At 40.9% G+C, this 19,912-nt stretch carries 25 protein-coding genes and 1 pseudogene; 9 read left to right on the top strand and 17 right to left on the bottom strand.

Annotation, left to right across the window (positions count from 1 at the left end):
• Positions 1-78 precede the first annotated feature (78 nt).
• Complete coding sequence (locus tag H2672_RS01780; protein WP_186668373.1) at positions 79-414, bottom strand: L,D-transpeptidase; 336 nt, start codon at positions 412-414, stop codon at positions 79-81.
• 238 nt (positions 415-652) lie between these two features.
• On the opposite strand from H2672_RS01780, the pseudogene H2672_RS01785 reads away from it, so the two are divergent.
• Both H2672_RS01785 and H2672_RS01790 read left to right on the top strand, forming a co-directional pair.
• Positions 653-916 (top strand): annotated as a pseudogene (locus H2672_RS01785) (MFS transporter); the annotation flags it as partial.
• A 120-nt stretch (positions 917-1,036) separates the two neighbouring features.
• Positions 1,037-2,419 carry an alkaline phosphatase gene (locus H2672_RS01790; protein ID WP_186668276.1) on the top strand — a complete coding sequence of 461 codons (1,383 nt, stop codon included), beginning with the start codon at positions 1,037-1,039 and terminating at the stop codon, positions 2,417-2,419.
• 135 nt (positions 2,420-2,554) lie between these two features.
• Here the strand turns inward: H2672_RS01790 and H2672_RS01795 are convergent, their stop codons facing one another.
• From H2672_RS01795 to H2672_RS01815, 5 genes are read right to left on the bottom strand one after another with little or no spacing between them, the layout of a single operon-like run.
• Complete coding sequence (locus H2672_RS01795; RefSeq protein WP_370569577.1) at positions 2,555-3,283, bottom strand: ABC transporter ATP-binding protein; 729 nt, start codon at positions 3,281-3,283, stop codon at positions 2,555-2,557.
• Positions 3,284-3,301: 18 nt separating this feature from the next.
• The gene (locus tag H2672_RS01800; protein WP_186668280.1) at positions 3,302-4,051 is read right to left on the bottom strand and encodes an ABC transporter ATP-binding protein; all 750 of its coding nucleotides are present in this window, start codon (positions 4,049-4,051) and stop codon (positions 3,302-3,304) included.
• Positions 4,044-4,856 (bottom strand): ABC transporter permease, encoded by an 813-nt coding sequence (locus H2672_RS01805; protein ID WP_186668281.1) that lies wholly within the window; start codon positions 4,854-4,856, stop codon positions 4,044-4,046. Before H2672_RS01805 ends, H2672_RS01800 begins: the two co-directional genes overlap by 8 nt.
• Positions 4,857-5,825 carry an ABC transporter permease gene (locus H2672_RS01810; RefSeq protein WP_186668283.1) on the bottom strand — a complete coding sequence of 323 codons (969 nt, stop codon included), beginning with the start codon at positions 5,823-5,825 and terminating at the stop codon, positions 4,857-4,859.
• Positions 5,815-7,389 (bottom strand): ABC transporter substrate-binding protein, encoded by a 1,575-nt coding sequence (locus tag H2672_RS01815; protein WP_186668285.1) that lies wholly within the window; start codon positions 7,387-7,389, stop codon positions 5,815-5,817. Before H2672_RS01815 ends, H2672_RS01810 begins: the two co-directional genes overlap by 11 nt.
• Before the next feature lie 164 nt (positions 7,390-7,553).
• Between H2672_RS01815 and H2672_RS01820 the strand changes: the two genes are divergently transcribed.
• The gene (locus H2672_RS01820) at positions 7,554-7,700 is read left to right on the top strand and encodes a hypothetical protein (RefSeq protein ID WP_186668287.1); all 147 of its coding nucleotides are present in this window, start codon (positions 7,554-7,556) and stop codon (positions 7,698-7,700) included.
• Positions 7,701-7,796: 96 nt separating this feature from the next.
• Here the strand turns inward: H2672_RS01820 and tatC are convergent, their stop codons facing one another.
• The 4 genes from tatC to H2672_RS01840 form a co-directional block, all read right to left on the bottom strand.
• Complete coding sequence (gene tatC / locus H2672_RS01825) at positions 7,797-8,630, bottom strand: twin-arginine translocase subunit TatC (RefSeq protein ID WP_186668289.1); 834 nt, start codon at positions 8,628-8,630, stop codon at positions 7,797-7,799.
• Between the two features lie 12 nt (positions 8,631-8,642).
• Positions 8,643-8,843 (bottom strand): twin-arginine translocase TatA/TatE family subunit, encoded by a 201-nt coding sequence (gene tatA / locus H2672_RS01830; protein WP_186668291.1) that lies wholly within the window; start codon positions 8,841-8,843, stop codon positions 8,643-8,645.
• A 258-nt stretch (positions 8,844-9,101) separates the two neighbouring features.
• Positions 9,102-10,133, bottom strand: a complete 1,032-nt coding sequence (gene nadR / locus H2672_RS01835) for a multifunctional transcriptional regulator/nicotinamide-nucleotide adenylyltransferase/ribosylnicotinamide kinase NadR (RefSeq protein WP_186668293.1) — start codon at positions 10,131-10,133, stop codon at positions 9,102-9,104.
• Positions 10,134-10,236: 103 nt separating this feature from the next.
• Positions 10,237-10,458 carry a hypothetical protein gene (locus H2672_RS01840; protein ID WP_186668295.1) on the bottom strand — a complete coding sequence of 74 codons (222 nt, stop codon included), beginning with the start codon at positions 10,456-10,458 and terminating at the stop codon, positions 10,237-10,239.
• A gap of 271 nt (positions 10,459-10,729) precedes the next feature.
• On the opposite strand from H2672_RS01840, the gene H2672_RS19855 reads away from it, so the two are divergent.
• Positions 10,730-11,059, top strand: coding sequence for a hypothetical protein (locus tag H2672_RS19855; RefSeq protein WP_346267710.1), 330 nt, complete (start codon positions 10,730-10,732; stop codon positions 11,057-11,059).
• Positions 11,060-11,181: 122 nt separating this feature from the next.
• Here the strand turns inward: H2672_RS19855 and H2672_RS01855 are convergent, their stop codons facing one another.
• Positions 11,182-11,589, bottom strand: coding sequence for a PH domain-containing protein (locus H2672_RS01855; protein ID WP_186668297.1), 408 nt, complete (start codon positions 11,587-11,589; stop codon positions 11,182-11,184).
• 183 nt (positions 11,590-11,772) lie between these two features.
• On the opposite strand from H2672_RS01855, the gene H2672_RS01860 reads away from it, so the two are divergent.
• Positions 11,773-11,958, top strand: a complete 186-nt coding sequence (locus H2672_RS01860; protein WP_186668299.1) for a hypothetical protein — start codon at positions 11,773-11,775, stop codon at positions 11,956-11,958.
• Between the two features lie 41 nt (positions 11,959-11,999).
• Here the strand turns inward: H2672_RS01860 and H2672_RS01865 are convergent, their stop codons facing one another.
• From H2672_RS01865 to H2672_RS01885, 5 genes are all read right to left on the bottom strand, one after another.
• Positions 12,000-12,704, bottom strand: a complete 705-nt coding sequence (locus H2672_RS01865) for a CBS domain-containing protein (RefSeq protein WP_186668309.1) — start codon at positions 12,702-12,704, stop codon at positions 12,000-12,002.
• Between the two features lie 61 nt (positions 12,705-12,765).
• Positions 12,766-13,548: an ABC transporter permease gene (locus tag H2672_RS01870; RefSeq protein WP_186668311.1), complete on the bottom strand. Its 783-nt coding sequence runs from the start codon at positions 13,546-13,548 to the stop codon at positions 12,766-12,768.
• Complete coding sequence (locus H2672_RS01875) at positions 13,548-14,447, bottom strand: ABC transporter ATP-binding protein (RefSeq protein WP_186668313.1); 900 nt, start codon at positions 14,445-14,447, stop codon at positions 13,548-13,550. Before H2672_RS01875 ends, H2672_RS01870 begins: the two co-directional genes overlap by 1 nt.
• Positions 14,444-14,644 (bottom strand): PLD nuclease N-terminal domain-containing protein, encoded by a 201-nt coding sequence (locus tag H2672_RS01880; protein WP_186668315.1) that lies wholly within the window; start codon positions 14,642-14,644, stop codon positions 14,444-14,446. Before H2672_RS01880 ends, H2672_RS01875 begins: the two co-directional genes overlap by 4 nt.
• Before the next feature lie 276 nt (positions 14,645-14,920).
• Positions 14,921-15,859, bottom strand: coding sequence for a carbohydrate kinase family protein (locus H2672_RS01885; protein WP_186668317.1), 939 nt, complete (start codon positions 15,857-15,859; stop codon positions 14,921-14,923).
• A gap of 317 nt (positions 15,860-16,176) precedes the next feature.
• Between H2672_RS01885 and H2672_RS01890 the strand changes: the two genes are divergently transcribed.
• Together H2672_RS01890 and H2672_RS01895 are read left to right on the top strand one after the other, a co-directional pair.
• Positions 16,177-17,064: an EamA family transporter gene (locus tag H2672_RS01890; RefSeq protein WP_186668319.1), complete on the top strand. Its 888-nt coding sequence runs from the start codon at positions 16,177-16,179 to the stop codon at positions 17,062-17,064.
• Positions 17,065-17,157: 93 nt separating this feature from the next.
• Complete coding sequence (locus H2672_RS01895) at positions 17,158-17,721, top strand: GNAT family N-acetyltransferase (RefSeq protein WP_186668321.1); 564 nt, start codon at positions 17,158-17,160, stop codon at positions 17,719-17,721.
• Positions 17,722-17,781: 60 nt separating this feature from the next.
• On the opposite strand, the gene H2672_RS01900 is transcribed toward H2672_RS01895, so the two are convergent.
• Positions 17,782-18,327, bottom strand: coding sequence for an NADPH-dependent FMN reductase (locus H2672_RS01900; RefSeq protein ID WP_186668322.1), 546 nt, complete (start codon positions 18,325-18,327; stop codon positions 17,782-17,784).
• Positions 18,328-18,520: 193 nt separating this feature from the next.
• On the opposite strand from H2672_RS01900, the gene H2672_RS01905 reads away from it, so the two are divergent.
• Complete coding sequence (locus tag H2672_RS01905) at positions 18,521-19,051, top strand: RNA polymerase sigma factor (protein ID WP_186668377.1); 531 nt, start codon at positions 18,521-18,523, stop codon at positions 19,049-19,051.
• The gene (locus H2672_RS01910; RefSeq protein ID WP_186668324.1) at positions 19,048-19,800 is read left to right on the top strand and encodes a hypothetical protein; all 753 of its coding nucleotides are present in this window, start codon (positions 19,048-19,050) and stop codon (positions 19,798-19,800) included. Before H2672_RS01905 ends, H2672_RS01910 begins: the two co-directional genes overlap by 4 nt.
• The last annotated feature ends 112 nt before the right edge of the window (positions 19,801-19,912 follow it).

Here is a 19,912-nt window from a genome sequence, read left to right on the forward strand (position 1 = left end):
TAATAAATTCACTTCGTGCCCACAAATCACTTTCCCATCAAACAAATGAAACACAATTAACACAAGGTAGTCAGCGTTTTATCTATGAATATAAACAGTAGTTCCAATCGAGACCATAGACGCTAATTCTAGAACATCTTCATTATGCATTCGAATACATCCATGTGACACATTTTTCCCGATAGACGAAGGGTTATTTGTTCCGTGTATCCCATAATGGCGTTTTGATAATCCCATCCAAAATGCCCCGAATGGCCCACCAGGATTGCTTTGTTTATTAATGATTCTGTATGTCCCCATCGGCGTTGATGTAACAATTCTCCCTACTGCAATTGGATATATTTTAATTACGTGATAATCATCGTAAAGTATTAATCGATGTTTCCGTGTGGATATATCGATCCAAAGATTGATAAGATCGCCTCCATACAAAAATATAGTTAACCTATTGTATGAGGGTATGCTCCAGTTAGCAGGGCTTAGAATGACTTAATTCCAGATTCCAAATCTTGCTCATATATCATTACTGTCCATCAAATTAAATTCTCAAAAGTTCTCGAGGGTGGGATCTCTTTATTGTCAAAGTTGATTGATAGAGGAGAAAAATTAAATAAGGCTTGGGAACGTAGTAGCATCTTGGAAGTATCCTTAGATATTGTTAACGGGAATTGGCATATCCAATGTGGGTGCCTGGATTTATTTGATTGCACTTAATTTGATCATCCCTGAGATAACAGGCTCTCCACTTGCAGTAGCAACTCTTTATATTCTTAAACCTTTGGCTACATTATGTACAGTTTTTTGGTCGGGTAGCGTAATAGACAGGTTAAATAAGCGTAATTTAATGGTCAATCTTGACCTGTTTCGTGCGGTATTTATCGCTACCTTACCATTCATTTCTTCTCTTTGGTCGATTGCCGAATAACCTTTTCAATTCTTCACATACTATTACACAAATTTACATGCCATTCATGCTAGATTAACAATTCTCGCTTATAGTTACCTTTGTTAGTAGAAATAAATAGGAGGTTTTACATTGTTGAATAAGAAGTTTTTTAAAAAGGTTATTCCGATTGCAGTTCTCTCCACGGTTCTAGTTACAAGTTTGGTTAGTATAAACGCTAATCCAAGCGTTCAGGCAAATGAAGCTAGAACCAACAACAATGCTAAAATTAAAAATATCATTTTCCTCGTTGGTGATGGAATGGGCGTTTCCTACACCTCAGCTTATCGTTACTTGAAAGATGATCCTACTACGCCCTTTGTTGAAAAAACAGCGTTTGACAAGTACCTTGTCGGTCAACAAATGACTTATCCCGACGATCCAGAACAAACAATAACAGATTCAGCTTCAGCGGCAACCGCAATGTCTGCCGGCGTAAAAACATATAATGCAGCAATTGCTGTAGATAAAAACAAATCTTACGTCAAAACTGTTTTAGAGGCTGCAAAAGAAACTGGAAAGTCGACCGGGCTAGTTGCTACCTCAGAAATCACCCATGCAACGCCTGCTGCATTTGGTGCCCACAATGAAAACCGTAAGAATATGGATGAAATTGCTGATGATTATTACAATGAATTGATCAATGGTGAACATAAAATCGACGTCCTTCTTGGCGGAGGAAAATCAAATTTTGAGCGCTCAGATGTGAATCTTACTAAATCCTTTAAAAAAGATGGATTTAGCTATGTAACTACTAAAGAAGATCTTTTAAAGGATACTAACGACCAGATTATTGGATTGTTTGCTACTGGCGGTCTTCCCAAAATGATAGATCGTTCAGATGCTATTCCATCACTTGAAGAGATGACTACTGCAGCAATCGATCGCTTAAGTAAAAATGACAATGGTTTCTTCCTTATGGTTGAAGGAAGCCAAATCGACTGGGCTGGCCACGATAATGACATCGTTGGTGCAATGAGTGAAATGGAAGACTTTGAAAAAGCATTTATAGCAGCTATTAAATTTGCGGAAAAAGATAAGCATACGCTAGTCGTAGCAACTGCAGATCATTCAACAGGTGGATTTTCTATTGGGGCAGACGGCAATTATAACTGGTTCGGTGATGCAATCAAAGCCGCAAAACGGACGCCTTCCTTTATGGCAGATGAAATTGCCAATGGTGCAGATGTTGAGAAAATCTTAAAAAAATACATTGATCAAGAATTATTACCTTTGACAGAAGTTGAAATCGAATCTGTTAAAGCTGCTGGAATAAAAGCTAGTGATATCGCTAAAGAGATTAAAACAACTTTTGACAAGCGCTCATATACAGGTTGGACAACTGGTGGACATACCGGTGAAGACGTACCTGTGTATGCTTTCGGTCCATCCAAAGATCGTTTTGCCGGGTTACTCGATAATACAGACCATGCACAAATTATATTTAACATTTTAGATGCGGACAAAGATAAGTAATCATAGTTAGAACCGTTGCTTCCTAATGAAGCAACGGGTTTATTTCTTCATACAAAAAAAGCCCGAGTGAATTATTCCCGAACTCTTTATTAGTAAAATAAAATTACTCCATTAACCAACTACCCTTTATCCTTTTCAAAGTTCTGCCCCAAAAAGTCTTGTCGAATACGGGTGTGTAAAGTCGAATTTCCCTTCCACTTTTACACTTTCATCGACAATCTCCCCATCATTCATCACATATACTCGGTCACACATATACGCAACGGCTTGTAGATCATGCGCAATGAAGAGTAAGGCCATGCCAGTTTCACGATTAAGTTCTATAAGTAAATCAATAATCTCTTTTTGAATCAATCGATCCAGACTGGAAATAATTTCGTCACATACGAGTAGTTTAGGTTCAACAAGAATTGACCTGAGCAAATTAACACGTTGTCTTTCTCCACCGCTCAGTTCGGAAGGGCGTCTATGTAAATGGGCTTCCGTTAACTTCACCTTGCTAAGCATTCGACAAATGTGAGCATCCCGGTCCCCTTTCCTCTTACGAAGCGGTTCCATCAAAATCTCACGTACGCTCCATGATGGATTGAGGGCGGCCGACGCGTTTTGAAAAATGAGTTGACACTCTTTGTAAAATGCTTTTCTTGACTGCTTCGTGACGGGTGAACCATTGAATAAAATCGTACCGCCATCAGTCGCTTCAAGTTGCATAATCACACGTGTAAGCGTACTTTTTCCGCATCCGCTCTCCCCAACTAGTCCGACGATTTCACCTTCACCAACTGTCAGACTGACTGCACGAAGGACTTCTTTCACTTTACTGCCACTACTATAATTTTTCGATATATTTTCTACCGCTAACACCGCCACACCTCCGTTCCTTTAAAACCGACTATCCAATAAAAGCTTTGTGTAAGGATGCTTAGGACAATCAAACACCTCTGCCACGCTGCCAGTCTCAACAACTTCACCATGTCGCATAACAACCATGTCATGTGCCGCTTCTGCAACAATATCCAAGTCGTGTGTAATAAGAAGAATCGTTGTTCCATGCTGCTCATTCAATCGCTTCAATAGTCCAATGAACTCCTTTTGTAGCACCATATCGAGTGCGGAAGTGGGTTCATCTGCAATTAAAAGGGTCGGTTCCATATACAAGGCACATGCAATCATGCATCGTTGCAACATGCCGCCAGATAATTCGAATGGGTACTGTTCCATGATTTCCGACGCAAGGCCAAGATCATCCAAAATGCCTTCCATCTTCACTCGAAATTCTTCAATCGTATCGCCCATTTTTCTTCCCGAAAACTCATAGAGCTGGTGCCTCATCTTCACAGAGGGGTTAAAGCTATTCGCAGCATCTTGGAAAATTGTAAATAAGTGTATTTTTCGGATTTCCGTCATTTCTTTATCCGAAACGGTAAGTAAGTTTTTTCCGTTAAATAAAGCCTGTCCAGTCGCTTTCGCTCCTGGCGGCAATATCCCAAGAAGCGCGGAAACCGTCATACTTTTCCCACTACCGCTTTCGCCAATAATTGAAGTGATTTTTCCGAGTGGAACAGAAAACGAACTATTACGCACAATCGATTTTCCATCGATATCAATCGATAATTGACGTACACTAAGCATCTAAACGCCTCCGTTCCGGATCTTTTAACGCTTCCCCAATAAAGTTAATCGCAAGAATTGTAATAAAAATCATTATTCCCGGAAACACCCCAATCCACCAAGCGCCAATTAGGATATCATTTTGCGCGTAGTACAGCATATTGCCCCATGATGGAATCGCTGGTGGCACGCCAATCCCTAGAAAACTAAGCGACACTTCGATGAATATAGCTCCGGCAAAATTGAACAATGTAACAACGAAAATAGCGGGAATACTATTGCGAAGCATATGCCCAGAAATAATTCTCCACATCGGTGTCCCGAACATAATCGCCATTTTCACAAATTCCGCATCCTTCAATCGGATAAATTCAGAGCGGACGATACGTGCGGTAACCAGCCAACCCGTAACGCCAATAATAAGCGCCATACTCCACATCCCGCCTTGCATGAATGCTTGAAACGCTAAGATGATAATAAGCGAAGGGATTGTAATGAGTGCTTCTAAAAATCGCATCATAACAGTATCAACGAGTCCTCCGACATAGCCGCTAATTCCGCCGTATAGTACGCCAATAACAAGTGATACTAGTACAGACACACTTGCAACGGTCAGCGTCACTTTTCCACCTTCTAATAGACGTGAAAAGACATCGCGCCCAAGATGATCCGTTCCTAACAGATGGCCTCCGCCGGGAGAGCTGTATACTTCATCGAGATTCATGTCATTTGGTTCATACGAGGAAAGGAAGCTTGCAAAAATAGTCATAAGTACGATAATACCGAGGACAATGCACCAAGAGATCAATGCTTTTTGTGATTTCATTTATCGCACATCCCCTTTCCGTAGCCTCGGATTCAATGAATATGTAATGAGGTCAATAACGAAAAGGCTTACGACGACAATTAAACCCGTTAGTAAAATACCACCCATCAACAATGGGAAATCTTTCGTAACAACTGCTTTTACGGTTAGTTGTCCAAGTCCCGACCATGAAAAGAGCGATTCGACGATAATCGACCCGCCAACAAATGAAGGAATTGTCATTCCTATATAATTCAAATAAGGAATCGATGCGTTGCGCAAAATCCCTTTTCGAATGACTTGCTCCGCTACACCATTGGCACGTGCTACCGTTACATAGTAGTTGCGACTTTCCACTTTTATGCTTTCTTGGAGAAAACGCGCGTAAATCCCGACGTGGGTCAAGATAATAACAGCTGCAGGCATGAATAGATAACGCAGTTTATCCACAAACCCACCTTCACCACCGATATCCCCCGTTCCAGATGACGGAAGGACGCCAAGCTTTACTGCAAAAAATGAAATAAATAATATACCAAGCCAAAATGCCGGAATTGAAGACGTCACAATACTGACCGTCGATAATCCTTTATCCCACAAAGATCCTTCCTTCATTCCCGCTGTCGTTCCAAGCCAGATCGAGCCAATACTAATAAAAAAGAGCGTTACGCCGAAAAGCAGTAATGTATTTGGTAGCCGTTCCATAAGAATGGTCGAAACGGGCCTCCCTTCCTTATACGAAACGCCTAAATTCCCTTTCACTGTCTCCGCTAACCACGTACCATACTGCGCAATGACAGGTCGGTCAAGCGAAAAAACACGGCTGATTCGTTCTTTTTCAGCCGCGTTCAATGTTTGAGCATTTCCTCCGTAAAAAGCCGCTGCCGGATCACCGGGAGCTGCATGCATGATGAAAAAAGAGAGGAAGCTTACGATGAGGAGGACAATTATCCCCATCATCATTCGCTTCCCAATCCATTTAACGGTCATTCCACGTCCACTCCTCAACATTCCAGAGGAAACCAGATCCGTGGTGGCCAAGTATCCGTTCTTTAACACCGCTTAGATTTTTATTAATGCCGTAAACCGCATCTTCGTACGCGATAAAGTCAAATGCAGGGTCCCTCGCGAGCTCGGCTTGGAACTCCATATAAATCGCTTTTCGTTCTTCAGGATCCGTCGTAAGACGACCTTTTTCGAGTAGCTCATCCACTTTTGCATTTGAATAGCTACCAAAGTTATAACCGGAGCTCGTTAAACTCGACTGATCTGTATGGAACAGGATATGCGTATGATGATCCGCATCGTATGGGCTACCCCATCCAATCATGAATGCTTCTGCATCTTCAATCGTAATGGCACTCCAGTCAAGCGCATCTACCTTGACATCCGCACCGATTTTCTTGAATCCTTCTGCAACGTAGTTTGCCATGTTCACACGAACTGTGTCTGATACTGGTGCTGTAATCGTGAACGCTAGTTTTTCATCATCTTTGTAGCGGAAACCATCCTGATCTTCTTTCCAGCCTGCACCGTCTAGAAGCTCTTTCGCTTTTTCAACGTCATATGCGTACTTCTCTACATCTTCATTGTTGAACGCATGTTTTTGAAGGGGTGAATACGCTTCTGTTCCGTATCCTTTCAAAATGCCTTTGACAATCTGAGCGCGGTCCGTTGCATAGCTAAATGCGCGCCTCACATCAACGTCTTTCCATAAATCTTTAGTCATGTTATAAAGTATTCCACGGTAATCCGCAGATTCAATATCGTAAATCTTGATATTTTTTTCTTTTTCTAACTCTTCAACCTGTACAGGATCGAGTAATGCAATATCAACTTCCCCAGATTTAAGTTGCAATGCACGGACATTGCTATCCGGAATAAATTTGAAAATCACTTTTTCAATAGTAGGCTTTGTTCCATGGAAATCGTTAAATGCTTTTAATGTTAAACTGTTACCACGATCCCACTTGTCAAACATGTACGGGCCCGCACCAATTGGATGACTGTTGAATTCAGCTGTCCGCATATCAACGCCTTCAAACGCATGCTTAGGAAGAATTGGAGCTGTCAGTTTATCAAGCATTGGTGTAAATGGACGTTTTAGCTTTAATTCAAGCTTATAGTCGTCTACTTTCTTAATCGAATCAACTTCAGTGAAATCTTCTTTTAAGAATGACGCATTGTTATCGTCAAGAATGCTTTCAATAGTAAAAACAACATCGTCAGCAGTAAGTGGTTCACCATCATGAAACTTAATAGTATCTTTTAAAACAAACGTATACGTTAACTGATCCGTTGATACTTCATACGAATCCGCAATATCCGTAACAGGTTCATTGTTTTCATCGAACCGCATCAAACCACGGAATAATAGCGCATCCAAGTTCGTTTCTTCCAGTAACGGATTAAGTCCTTCAAATTCAGCTTCCGACGCATAGACAAGTCGATTTTCTTTTGTTTTTGAAGTTTCTTTCCCCTTACTTCCACAACCCGAAATAACGAGTAAAATTGCAATAAAAATAACGGATAATTTCATTTTCTTTTTAAACATAATAGCCTCCCAATAAAATGTAATTCATACTACCTAATTATAAAGAGATGGATGTTCAATGTCTAACCGGACGCCGATTGGAACAATCTTCTTATAAGTTTTCCGGTTAATATCCTGCAACTCGGGCATATTATCATGAACAAATAAATAAGGAGGGTGATTATATGATGAACAAAATGGCTATGACAGCACTTGGTCTCGGCGCAGCGTATTTAATGAGAAATAAAGATGCTAGGGACAAACTGATGAAACAGGTTGAATCGTTCACAGGTACACTTTCCAAAAAAAGCGAATCGCAAAGCAATTCGTAAACTCGTTTTAAAACGATTAAGCGAAAAGACTTTTGCATAAAAACGGCAACCCATAAATGGGTTGCCGTTTTTATTGTAAAAAAATCGATTACTGAGTTAGTTTACGACAGCATTTCGACGTTCCGTATACAAAACGATGTAGATACTGGCTTCATAAAGAATTACCATTGGAATAAGCACAATGAGCTGGCTTACGAAATCCGGTGGCGTAATCAAAGCCGAACCAACTGCGATGGCAAGATACGACCATTTACGCACTTTTTTCATCGATTCTGCGGTAAGCAACCCGATTGCCGCCAAAAACAACGCAACTATCGGTAACTCGAATAATATTCCAATCGGCATCGTCGTCATGAGCAAAAAGCTAATATATTCTTGCGCCGACACCATTACGTTAAAATTCACGGCGCCTAGTGAAACGAGAAACTTATAACTAAGGGGATTGACGATAAAGTAGCCGAATGACACACCTAAAAGGAATAGCAGTAACATGACAGGCGAGTATAGACTAAGAAATCGGCCTTCCCGTTCGTTTAGCCCCGGTTTTACGAACTGCCATAGAAAATGACAAAGGAAAGGGATCGATAATCCGAATGCAAGCGCTGTTGAAATCGACATGTAAAACTTCACGACTTCAAGTGGTCCAAGTATGATCAGCTGATGACCCCGGGTAATATACGGGAACCATAGATTGATACTCGAAAATACCGTGATTAGGAAGAAAAGGAAAACAGCCGCGCTTTTGACGAGCTGTTTTCTTAGGTCTGTAAGATGGTCGACAAGCGAGGGATCAGCCTCAAAATTGCTTTCCATGGCCTTGTCATCCCGATTTATTTCTGCTGTTGCTGATGTAACAATCTTCGCCTTTTCGACTTGAACTTTATCACGCGGACTTACAACTTTACGACTGTGATCTCCATATGGTTCCATACTTTCACCTGCTTATAGTTGGTCCGTTTTCTTTATTTCCTTTGGGGCTACTGGTTCTTCATCTTCCATAATGTCTTTCGCTGACTTTTTAAATTCAGCAAGTGTCTTTCCTACCGCAGCTCCCACTTCAGGTAACTTTTTCGGTCCGAACAAAATTAAAACAATAACTAGGATGATAATCAGGCCAGGTACGCCAATACTCGCTAAACTCATTGCATAAGGCTCCCTTCATTTTTACACAAGTGATCCGCCCGCTTTACTGTATTTAACAATCCCTTGCGCAGCCCGATAAGTCATTTATGTTTTCTGCCATCCTTTATCCTCCTCTGTATGACTGCCGTCAATATAATCAAGTCCTAGCATAAAGTATGGCAGTTCTATCTAACCTTCATACAATACAAGGCATTTATTTAATTAACTTAATTTCTACATAACAAAAGAGGCTACCAAACATAGGTAGCCCCTCTCTATTCACTTTATAATCGCTTTTACCAATGCCTTGCATCTTTCAAATCGCTCTTCATAATTCCCTCTAACAATGACATAGTCAACACCGGCTTCATCAAACATCTGCTTCAACTTACAGCTATTTTCTTCTCGAATGGACTCCCCCCCATGAACACGCATACCATCGTTCACCCACGCCACGTCAGGCTCCAAATATATATGTAAATCGTACTCCTGTAACTTTGCCACTTCAGTTAAAATATCCAATCTTTTTCCGACATACAGCTCCGAATAATACTGCGTAACAATCGCTTCGGTGTCGATAAAAAGAACTTTATTTGCCGTTCGTGTTTGCATACGTTCATGGTATTTATGCTCAAACGCAATTTCATGGTAATCGCTTTCTAGCGTGATCGACATCGAATCTTTGAATTTGTTATAATATGTACGACCGTATTCCTCAACATACGAAGTATTGTACACACGCGCTAGATTTCGAACGAGCGTTGACTTCCCACTACTCTCCGTCCCAATTACGGCAATCTTTTTCACAAAATAGGGACGAACTTCTTGGGGAATCATATGCCAATGAACGTAAGGTCCTTCCTCCCTAATCAATGTCGTCGAAATATCAAATAGCTCCCGATCATTATCAAGCAAGATATGTTCAGCGTCTGGATACAGCTCAGTAAAGTATTCGTTATAACTACTTTCAGAACTGAAGACCGTATCGATTTCTTTCCCTACAGACACTTTAATCGCTTTTGCACCTGCCATCCAGTCTTCAAATTTCCCTGTTTGCTTTTCTTCCACACTATGTACAAATACATGATCCAAATCAGCCGTAATTTCGCTCCACCAGCGAAGTCGTTGAACCGCCGAAATTGGTTTCATCCCTGTCCCTTCGAAGACTTCTTTCTCATATTCTTCATCATATGATACAACGACATGTAATTCGTCGACGATTGTTGAAGCCATCACCATGGCATTCACATGCCCTAAATGTACCGGTAAAAACTTCCCGCCGTACATCCCAATTTTACGTTTCAATGTCATCTTTCCTGCCCCCCCAAAATGCTTTCATATGAGTCCAATACTACAAGGCCTTGCAAAAAAAGAAAACCACCTAGTAATAGGCGGCCTCCAAATGACTTCCGATTCAATTCTCTTCCCATTCTCTAATACGTTTCTTCACTTCAGCTTCCAGATCTTCAAGCTCCATTGCATGACTTTCCTGGTCGGGTTGCATTTGAAACCAGTTCACTTCATCGCCTTTATAATGGCCTTGGTACTCTTTTCCATCCAATGTCAACTCAAAATGTAATGTTTCGTGTTGCGTATCTTCAAATATTTCTTTCCGTACATTAAAATTCTCAATCATAACGTCGCCTCCATTTAATCGATTTTTCACAGTGTGCCTTTCCTATCATGCTCACTTATTGACGATTTCTTACTTAAATGATGAAATTCATTTCACACTGCAGCGTTTATCAACTTTGCGATTGACGCGGAAGATAATTTGACCGCCTTCAAATCCTATAGACGGAAAATCGATAGCTAAAAAAATAATAGTCTTGCTGAACTTCCAATAACGTTTACTATATTCGATGTCGGGTATATAGTTGTATAATTAACCAGACGGGGGTTTTATTGTGAGTAATAGTTTTTCCGACAAATTCAAAGGCGCTGTAAACAAAGTAAAAGGTGAAGTAAAAGAGAAATTCGACACTGCAATGGATAACGACAAGGTCGACAAGTTTAAAGGGCAAGCGCAGGATAAATTTGGCGAAGTGAAAAATAAAATCGACACCGCAATGGACAGTGACAAAGTCGACAAGCTAAAAGGGCAAGCGCAGGATAAGTTTGGTGAAGTAAAAAACAAAATTGGCACAGTGATGGACAGTGACAAAGTCGACAAGTTTAAAGGGCAAGCACAGGATAAGTTTGGTGAACTGAAAGACAAGTTTACTAACAAAAAGTGACATTGAAAGATTTACACCAAACGTAAGTCATCTAGTGAAATTAAACTAGTACAGCCTTCAGCCAATGTAACAATAAAAAGGTAATCATGTGCACCGTCATTTCGGCGTACACGATTACCTTTTTATGTGTACAGGCCTTCAAAGCCTAGTATCGGAACCCGATCTTCCTCTAATTGAATCTCGTCTAACGGAATTTCGATTATATATTCAAACTTTCCGTAAGCATGCACGTCAATCTTCCCTTTAACAAAAGGATTATTTGTCACAAGTGCAACCTTTCTAGTATTTTCATTGTATCCTTCCACAGCGAATCGATGGCCTGCTATCATTGCATACGGAACGATTTCATATGCATCTTCCAATTCTCTGACTGAGACTGATTTAATGAAAACCTGTTTATATCCACTTATCCCCACAAACCCATTCTCCAAGTCTAAAGGATTACTCGATTGTAAGTAGTATTGTCGTTGATAGGAAACTAGTTCAAACTCTTTATTTCGCCATACAGCAAAACGTCCTTTTCTTATCACTTCATCTCCCCCACTATTTATATTATAACTATTATACATAGTAGATTGAAAATTGCGTATACACCTTTCGTCATATTTTTACAGAAAAGTTCAGGTGAAAATGATATTTAAATCTCTTTTTCGGTATAATTTTATCATTTATGACAATCATAAGCGGTAGTACAGTAAAGGAGGATGGTTTAATTGACTAAAAAGAAGCCATTCACAAATGGCACCAAAAACCTTCCAATAGACGAGGTTATTAGTGATGATATGAAATTTGTCGATGCTATTCCACTTGAAGAATTAAAAATGAAAGCATTTTCAGAGAAACAACGTCCTATTACAGAAAACACTTTATCAGGCAAAGAAGATTTCCCGAAATCCTAAAAAAGTAGCGCCCATTCACTTATTGTGAATGGGCGCTACTCTTAGTCTATTTTCATCAGGTCGAGCGGTGTAATGATTCCAAATAACTTCTCTTCCGGTCTCCCATTTTCCGTAATTAGAAGTGCCTCAAGACGCTTTCCTTCAGCAACAGACTTTTTGAAGTATTCCTCCGCTTCATAAACAGATAAGTCCATTCTTATAAATCGATACGTGTTTTTTTGTTTTTCGTGGGAATAAATGTCGAGAAGTGTCGGCATTTCCCGGGAAATTATTTCGTCTGTCATATTATCTGCAAGCCAATACGTAATACCTGTCGCTGTAATAAGCCCAATGAACTTATTTCCTTGATAAATAGGTATCTGATTGAACTTCTTTTCCCGTATTAGATTCAATCCACTAGCAAGTGTATCGGTAGCTTGTAATATATGGACTTTTCGTAGGAACAAATCAGCCACTGTCACAGGCTTTGACAGTTCTCGATCGATGTATTCAATCAGTTCCACAATATCCTCATGTGGTTCAGCGATTGCATACTCCATACCAGTCCGATTGTGGACGATTGCATTGCGTAAATCACCGCATTCACGCAAATCCTGCTCAAACTTTCGGATAACCGCATTCAAATGCTTAGACTTATCAATCAAGCGCGGGAAAGACATAAAGCTGCTCAAGCCACTTACTTTTTCCATAGATTTCTCAATACGATTAAATGCAAAGATGAAGCGATCTGAGTTACGCACAGTCATCCAAAGCTCCTCCCTAATCTGAATAATTCAAATTTAAAAGAATTATACCACAAAGGGTTGTTTACACTGTCGTTTTTGCGGCATTCCGTTTCGACATGACTACTCCGAAGACGATTAAGATGACGATTAGTATTACTGTCAGACCCGAGCTCATCCATAAATTTGTCAGTTCGGAATCTGCCTTGAACCAATAGGATGCGTACACCGACAATTTCCACGGTGACACTGTCCAATAAGTACCGATAAGTGAATCTATAACCTGGTAGACCAGCGTAATTAGAATCGCAAGTCCTGCTGCACCACCGGTCGGAAGCCATGCGCTTAGTGCTAAAACAACTGTGACAACGAAGACCAACCATAAACTATACGTTGCAACAAAGGCGACTATTTCTCCCGCATCTACATGGTTAAAGAGGATTTCAATATAGTACCAAGCAGCCATAAAGCCGAGCCATACGCTTCCAAGTACAATACCATTAACGACAATCCATTTACTCAAAAAGTAGTTTAGGAATGACATCGGGCGAACATAGAGTAACGTTGCCGTCCCATTTTTCCGTTCTCCTGAAATAGTCCCCATGAAAGCGAGAATAATAACGAGAATACCAATAGTTTGGTATTGCCCAAGCAATGACAGAAAGATTTCTTCCCCTTTTAATTCCGGCCATAGGAATTCGGCTCCTTCAGGCATATTACCGACACTTTTCATAATTTCAGGCAAAAAGTGATTTGTTACAGGCTCCATTATACCGAATATAATAAAGACGAGCGGAATCCATAACATTTTGAAATTCCGTGTATGTTCACGCCATTCTTTCTGCACTAGTACGGTAAGACCATTCATCAGACCACCGCCACTTTCATGAAGATATCTTCAAGGCTCGCCGTCTGCCATTCAACTTTTCGCACTAAAAACTTACCGACGCTTAACACGGAGAGGACAGATGACATTTCAACCTTTTCCGACCGGATGTCAATTGAAACAATCAACCCTTTTGATGTCATTTGCCATTTAGTCACTTCCGTAAATCGTCGCAACTCTTGCTCTCCTTCAAATTCAATGACTATTCGCGGCTCCGCATAGCGCGTTCGTACTTCATCAAGTGAACCATGTTCGACAAGCTTTCCCTGCCGTAAAAACAGCAACTGGTCTGTCATTTCTTCCGCATCATTCAAAATATGAGTCGAATATAAAATCGTTGTTTTTTGTTGTAACTCTTTCAACAAATCCATCACTTGTCGACGCCCAACTGGATCGAGTGCAGATACCGGTTCATCGAGTAGAAGCAGTTTTGGTTTATGGACAATCGCTTGCGCAAGCCCTAGACGCTGTTTCATTCCCCCGGAAAAAGTACCCGTCTTTTTGTTCACGGCATCGCCTAGGCCTACAAATTCCAATGTCTTTTTCGCATCCATTGTTGCTTGTTTTGTCTCCACCCCACTTAGCCGCGCAGCCATTTCAGTAAATTCAAGCGCAGATAGCCAAGGAAAAAACTTCGGATATTGTGGAAGAAAACCAATAATCGACCGGATATCCTGTTTTGCATCCCCTTGAAATTGTAGCGCTCCGCTTGTCGCCGAAACTAACCCTGCAAGCATAGACAATGTCGTCGTTTTCCCAGCACCGTTTGGCCCAATTAAAGCGGTTGCTGTATGTTCTTCAAGCTCGAACGACACAGCATCCACTACATTATTATTGACATATTTCTTCGTTAAATTATCCACTTGAAGCAGAGTGGTCATTCTTGCCGCCTCCCAAAGATGAAGTACAGAATTGATCCAACCAAATTGCCAAGAACAATGATGAAAATCCACATGATAAATGGACCGTTCGTCCGCTTATGGCGAATGACATCAACGAGTGCAACAATCATCAAAATGAACTGAAGTACAATCAACGGCATAATGAGATTCCAAGGAAGATTCGCGAGCTCTGACATAAACTTCACACCCTTTCTATTTGTTACTAGTAAATCTACTATATCAACACTGTTCTATATTGTATATAACAAACGTGTGTAATATGACAAATGAGCTGAAGTATTTATGGGTCATAAGGAGTTATCTGCGCCATATCTAACTCCGACAATGAAAAAGAACCACAACCATAAAGACGGTTGCAGTTCAATGTTATATACTTGCTGATTTATTTTAAAACAGGTACAAGCCTTAAAAGATCAGAAACACTTACGTGAAACGAAAAAGGGAGGATTCCATTATTCTTCTAGGTCTTCAAGCCGAGGCATTGCCGATAGTGCACCTGATTTTGTCGCACAGAGGGCGCCGAGTTTATTGCCAAAGGAAATATAGTCAATCCATTCATCGCGTGTTTTCGGTTGCCCTTTCAAATGAATTTGGCGAAGAATACCTGCAATGAAAGCATCCCCTGCTCCAGTCGTATCGACAGCCACGACGGGTTCAACGCTTACATGTGTCATACTGCCGTCAATGACAGCAAACGTACCGAATTCGCCTGCAGTGACAAGTATGACGGGAATCTGATAAGGCACCAGTTTAGCGATTCCATCTTCTAATGTATCTGTCTCCGTTAAGAAAAAAAGTTCCTCTTCTGTCAGTTTCAGCAGATTGGTCTTCTCAACAAATGACATGATTGTCTTACGGCAAAGCGCTTCACTTTCCCACCTTAGCGGACGGATATTTGTGTCAAATGACAAAGGCACTCCAAACTTCTTAGCAAGTCGTACCGCTTCCCGCGTCGTTTGTAGAGCCGTTAAATGGAACATCGTACCCGAACAAATATGCAAAACGGAAGCATCTTGAAATGCCTCTGTCGTCAAATCGGTAGTTTCCACCTGGATATCTGGCGTCTCATCGATATACCTATGGAAAACACGGTCATTATCCTGCGTCAAATGCACGTACACACCGCTCACCCGTTTGTTATTCTCCAGCTTAGCAAACGTCATGTCGACGCCTTCTTTACTCAATTCATCCCGAACAAATTCAGAAGTCGCGTCATCTCCCGTCACCGTGATGAACGCGGAAGAAGCACCGAGCCTGGAAATGCCCGCCGCCACATTGACAGTTGCACCGCCAAGAAATGTGCTGAACGTCGAATTGGACTGGTCTTCTGCTATATAGTCGACGAATGCATCACCGTAAATTAAAACATGTTTTTTAGTTGAAACAATCATGAATGTACACCCTATCACTTTATTTTCCCCAATCTTATCATGGAACACGACATACAGGAAGTGTCCGAATATGCGGTCACCCCAAACAATGACGACTATTCGGAATCACCGAGCCGCGAAATTTTAGGCGAATTACTTTAATTGCAACTCCAGAGTTTTAATAACAACCAGAATTCACAATTCGCAGTCTGCATGAATTTAAGCTTTTTGCAAAGACTTAACTTAGGTTCGAGATTTCCAACGTCGTCAGACCTCCGACCTGTAACACTTTCCCTAATCGTGGTATACTATTTTGATGGAACAGGAGGATTTATCTTATGAAACAATGGATTTACCCACTACTTATCGTCTTTGCAGCGAGCTGCTACGGCATTCTTTCAACGATTATTAAACTGGCGATTCAAGATGGTTATACTGCTGCTGAAGCAGTAACGAGCCAATACTTCGTCGGATTTTTCATAGCTCTACTTATTTTCATCATAGTACGGCGTAAAGTTCCAAAATTCGGCGGTGGCGCGACGCTCCTTCTTGCAGGGTTATTCACCGCAACGACTGGTACGGTATACGGCCAAGCCATTGAATACATGCCCGCTTCTCTTGCCGTTGTTATGTTATTCCAATTTACTTGGGTCGGAATGCTGTTCGATTGTATCGCGAAACGACGCTTTCCAAAACGGATTGAAGTCATTTCACTTCTTTTCCTTTTCGGCGGTACAATTCTTGCGGCCGGCATTATCGATGCAGATCTAAGCGGAATTCCTTGGCAAGGTTGGGCATGGGGAATGGCTTCAGCTGTCAGCTTTGCGTCATTTGTTATGATTAATTCACGACAGGTGGAAGGAATGGATACGGAAACACGCTTGCTATTCACATCGTTTTTCGCAGCCATTGCCATCTTCTTTTTCCAAACACCTGAAATCGTCTGGAACGGAACGTTATTCGGTGGCGGTTTATGGGTATACGGTTTGATTCTCGGACTGTTCGGGATTGTCATTCCGATTTATCTCTTTTCAATTGCAGTGCCGAAAGTTGGGACTGCGATGACATCGATTTTAAGCGCAGCAGAACTTCCAGTTGCGGTCACCGCGTCCGTTATTTTATTGAGCGAAGCACTGACGACATTTCAAGTTATTGGTATTATTATTATCGTAATCGGTATGACGTTACCGACCATTGCGCAAAGAAGATTGAAATATACAAGGTAGGTTACACAGCCCACTGCACTTGCAGATGGGCTCATTCCTTTAAATCTTGTAGTATTTGATATAATAGAGAATGTAGAAGGAGGTTTTTTACTAATGGACATAACAATTCGACAAGCACAACCGGCTGATGCCGAACAGGTCGCGCCGCTTATTATTGACGCAATCGGTGATATCGCTAAAAGAATGACAGGCGAAACAGAATGGGACAAGGTAGAGCAGGAACTATGCGTTCTATTCAAGCGTGAGGATAACCGACACTCTCATCTTAATACTTACGTTGCAGAGTTGGATGGAAAAGTAGCAGGTATTATGGTGTTGTATTCAGGTGCGGATGCCCCTGAACTCGACCATAATTTAAGTCAGTGGCTTTCTAAAAAAGGTGCTACTAACTCCGAAGTCGACGCGGAATCGTTAGCTGACGAACTTTACATCGATACAATTTGTATTGATCCCGCATTTCGCGGTAAAGGAATTGGTACGAAGTTTTTTGAGTATGCAGAGGAAGTTGCGAAACAAAAAAACAGCGCCAAGCTTTCTTTAAACGTTGAAACAGAAAAAGAGCCGGCTATCCGCCTTTACAAACGTCTTGGTTATGAAATTGTCTCGCCATGGACAATCATTGGTGAACCGTTTCATCATATGGTGAAAATCATTTAATTAAAATAAAACCGCCTTTTTGATTTCTTCATTAGAAATCAAAAAGGCGGTTTTATTTCATTATTTACTTTCTTGCTCATTAACGAACTTAACAAACTTATCGACGACTTTATCTAAAAATTTGAGTGTACCTTCATCTGTTAGTTCCCCGTCTTGGAACTTTTGCATTGCCGAGCCAATGAAGATTTCATTCCCCGCAGGAGGCATTGTAGTTGCTTGGATACTCCCTAATACTTGTCGTAAGTGCAATTGCGCTCTTACTGTTCCGAGCGCCCCTTGAGAAACGCCCATCGGCAATACAGGTTTACCCGCTATCGGTTTGTCCACTCTAGATAGCCATTCTAATGCATTTTTCAAAACACCCGACATGGACCAGTTGAATTCAGGTGTGCAAATGAGAACAGCATCCGCTTCAGCAATCATTTTCTTGTAGATCTGTACTTCCCCAGAAGGTGATTTTTCCTCATCTTCATTGTAGAACGGCAAACTTCCGATATCCGCAATTACTACTTCAAAAAGGTGACTGTATCTCTTTTCAATCGTTTTTACTAACTGCATATTGAATGAATCTTTTCGTAAACTCCCGACTATTGCTACGACTTTCATCAAGTTCTCTCCTCTACTATACATATTTCATTCTTTAACGTGTACTCTACACGATACCCTACATTCACATATATCATTCGACTCGACTTTGTAAATAAAACTTCCATGCTGAAAACTTTTTAGTGTTTCTAAGGGTAAGTATAGTATGAGCAATAAAATACCGTTGTTCTGGAAGGAGTGAAACCTAGTGGAGATGAAAGAATTGATACGAAACATACAGGCCGGCGACAAAGACTCGTTTCGTGAACTTTACGAAGTATATGCAGATTATGCAATCCGAACGGCTTCTGCTATTACGCGTAACCGTGAGATGGCAAAAGATGCTGTGCAAGAAACGTTCATCCGTGTATACAGACAAATCAGCAGCTACAACCCGGAGCTACCATTTGAACCATGGTTTTACCGAATTTTAACGAATGAATGCCTACGGTTCCTAAAGAAGGAGTCACCTCTTTCAAAGTTCGAGCATTCCGACTTAGAAAATGATCCATCCCTTGCTGAAGAATCTTCCGATCATCTGTCCGATTTATACGATACGATTCAATCGCTTGATGACATGCACCGAATTCCAATCATTTTAAAGTATGTAAGGGGCTTCACCGAAAAAGAAATTGCGGACATTCTAGGGTTAAATCACAATACAGTAAAGTCACGGTTGTTTAAAGGCAGAAAACGACTAAAAGAACAGTTAGACCCGATTGATAAGGAGGATGAGCTACAATGAATAACTTTGACGAACGAGCAAAAGAGGATTTCCATAAACGGACTGAACAAGAAACGGTTGGTCTAAAAGAGGAAATATGGAGTAACTTAGAAAAAGAATTATTCAGCGACGAGAACGTTAACAGAGGAGATGTGAAGAAATTGAAAAAGAAAAATCGTGTAATTCCCATTATCATTGCAACTGCCGCCGCCCTTGTCATCGCATTCAGCTTACAAACCGATACAGGAATGGCGTTCATGAAAGGTATTAAAGACATGTTCGTCCCAGAAAAGGAGATTACTCAAAGCATTGAAGGACAGGACGAAAAAACGGACGTTAAATTGAATGAAGGTACAAATTCAGAGTACATCATTTATGTCGATGAAACACGCTATAAAATGATCAAAGGCGATAAAGCAGACATCGTTACAACGATTGAGCCCCTTCCAGAAAAGTACCCGGAAGTGACAATGGAAATTAGACAAGTCGCAGATCAGAAACCTGAAGATCTTGTTAAGAAGTTTGAAGCCGAGTTAAAGAAAGACTTCCCGGAATTAAGGGCAGTTGAACCAGTAACAGAACCAGTCCAAGGCTATTTATTACATGGATTGAACGGTAGCGATTGGGATGCTAAAGTTGTTCATGCTTATGTCATCAGCAACGGTAAAGACGGTAGCTACATCATTACAGAAAACTATTTCCTTGAAGCTGCGGAAGGACACGGCGCAAGGTTCCACCATATGTTGGAGAGCTTTGAGCTAGTAGAATAAAGAAATATGAAAGAGGATTTGCGATACAGAAACGGGTAATTTTTAGGGGGGACAAAATAGAAAAAAACATCAACAATAACACTTGTTTCAACGACCCAAAAAGCATCGGTTA

The sequence above is a fragment of the Sporosarcina sp. BP05 genome, assembly GCF_014282005.1.
In the GTDB taxonomy this organism is placed as follows: domain Bacteria; phylum Bacillota; class Bacilli; order Bacillales_A; family Planococcaceae; genus Sporosarcina.

What these genes read in the sequence shown, in the direction of transcription:
- H2672_RS01800 (WP_186668280.1), bottom strand. Translation starts at nt 4,051, where the DNA reads ATGCTTAGTGTACGTCAATTATCGATTGATATCGATGGAAAATCGATT.
- H2672_RS01805 (WP_186668281.1), bottom strand. Translation starts at nt 4,856, where the DNA reads ATGAAATCACAAAAAGCATTGATCTCTTGGTGCATTGTCCTCGGTATT.
- H2672_RS01810 (WP_186668283.1), bottom strand. Translation starts at nt 5,825, where the DNA reads ATGACCGTTAAATGGATTGGGAAGCGAATGATGATGGGGATAATTGTC.
- H2672_RS01815 (WP_186668285.1), bottom strand. Translation starts at nt 7,389, where the DNA reads ATGTTTAAAAAGAAAATGAAATTATCCGTTATTTTTATTGCAATTTTA.
- H2672_RS01820 (WP_186668287.1), top strand. Translation starts at nt 7,554, where the DNA reads ATGATGAACAAAATGGCTATGACAGCACTTGGTCTCGGCGCAGCGTAT.
- tatC (WP_186668289.1), bottom strand. Translation starts at nt 8,630, where the DNA reads ATGGAACCATATGGAGATCACAGTCGTAAAGTTGTAAGTCCGCGTGAT.
- tatA (WP_186668291.1), bottom strand. Translation starts at nt 8,843, where the DNA reads ATGAGTTTAGCGAGTATTGGCGTACCTGGCCTGATTATCATCCTAGTT.
- nadR (WP_186668293.1), bottom strand. Translation starts at nt 10,133, where the DNA reads ATGACATTGAAACGTAAAATTGGGATGTACGGCGGGAAGTTTTTACCG.
- H2672_RS01840 (WP_186668295.1), bottom strand. Translation starts at nt 10,458, where the DNA reads ATGATTGAGAATTTTAATGTACGGAAAGAAATATTTGAAGATACGCAA.
- H2672_RS01865 (WP_186668309.1), bottom strand. Translation starts at nt 12,704, where the DNA reads ATGACTGTGCGTAACTCAGATCGCTTCATCTTTGCATTTAATCGTATT.
- H2672_RS01870 (WP_186668311.1), bottom strand. Translation starts at nt 13,548, where the DNA reads ATGAATGGTCTTACCGTACTAGTGCAGAAAGAATGGCGTGAACATACA.
- H2672_RS01875 (WP_186668313.1), bottom strand. Translation starts at nt 14,447, where the DNA reads ATGACCACTCTGCTTCAAGTGGATAATTTAACGAAGAAATATGTCAAT.
- H2672_RS01880 (WP_186668315.1), bottom strand. Translation starts at nt 14,644, where the DNA reads ATGTCAGAGCTCGCGAATCTTCCTTGGAATCTCATTATGCCGTTGATT.
- H2672_RS01885 (WP_186668317.1), bottom strand. Translation starts at nt 15,859, where the DNA reads ATGATTGTTTCAACTAAAAAACATGTTTTAATTTACGGTGATGCATTC.
- H2672_RS01890 (WP_186668319.1), top strand. Translation starts at nt 16,177, where the DNA reads ATGAAACAATGGATTTACCCACTACTTATCGTCTTTGCAGCGAGCTGC.
- H2672_RS01895 (WP_186668321.1), top strand. Translation starts at nt 17,158, where the DNA reads ATGGACATAACAATTCGACAAGCACAACCGGCTGATGCCGAACAGGTC.
- H2672_RS01900 (WP_186668322.1), bottom strand. Translation starts at nt 18,327, where the DNA reads ATGAAAGTCGTAGCAATAGTCGGGAGTTTACGAAAAGATTCATTCAAT.
- H2672_RS01905 (WP_186668377.1), top strand. Translation starts at nt 18,521, where the DNA reads ATGAAAGAATTGATACGAAACATACAGGCCGGCGACAAAGACTCGTTT.
- H2672_RS01910 (WP_186668324.1), top strand. Translation starts at nt 19,048, where the DNA reads ATGAATAACTTTGACGAACGAGCAAAAGAGGATTTCCATAAACGGACT.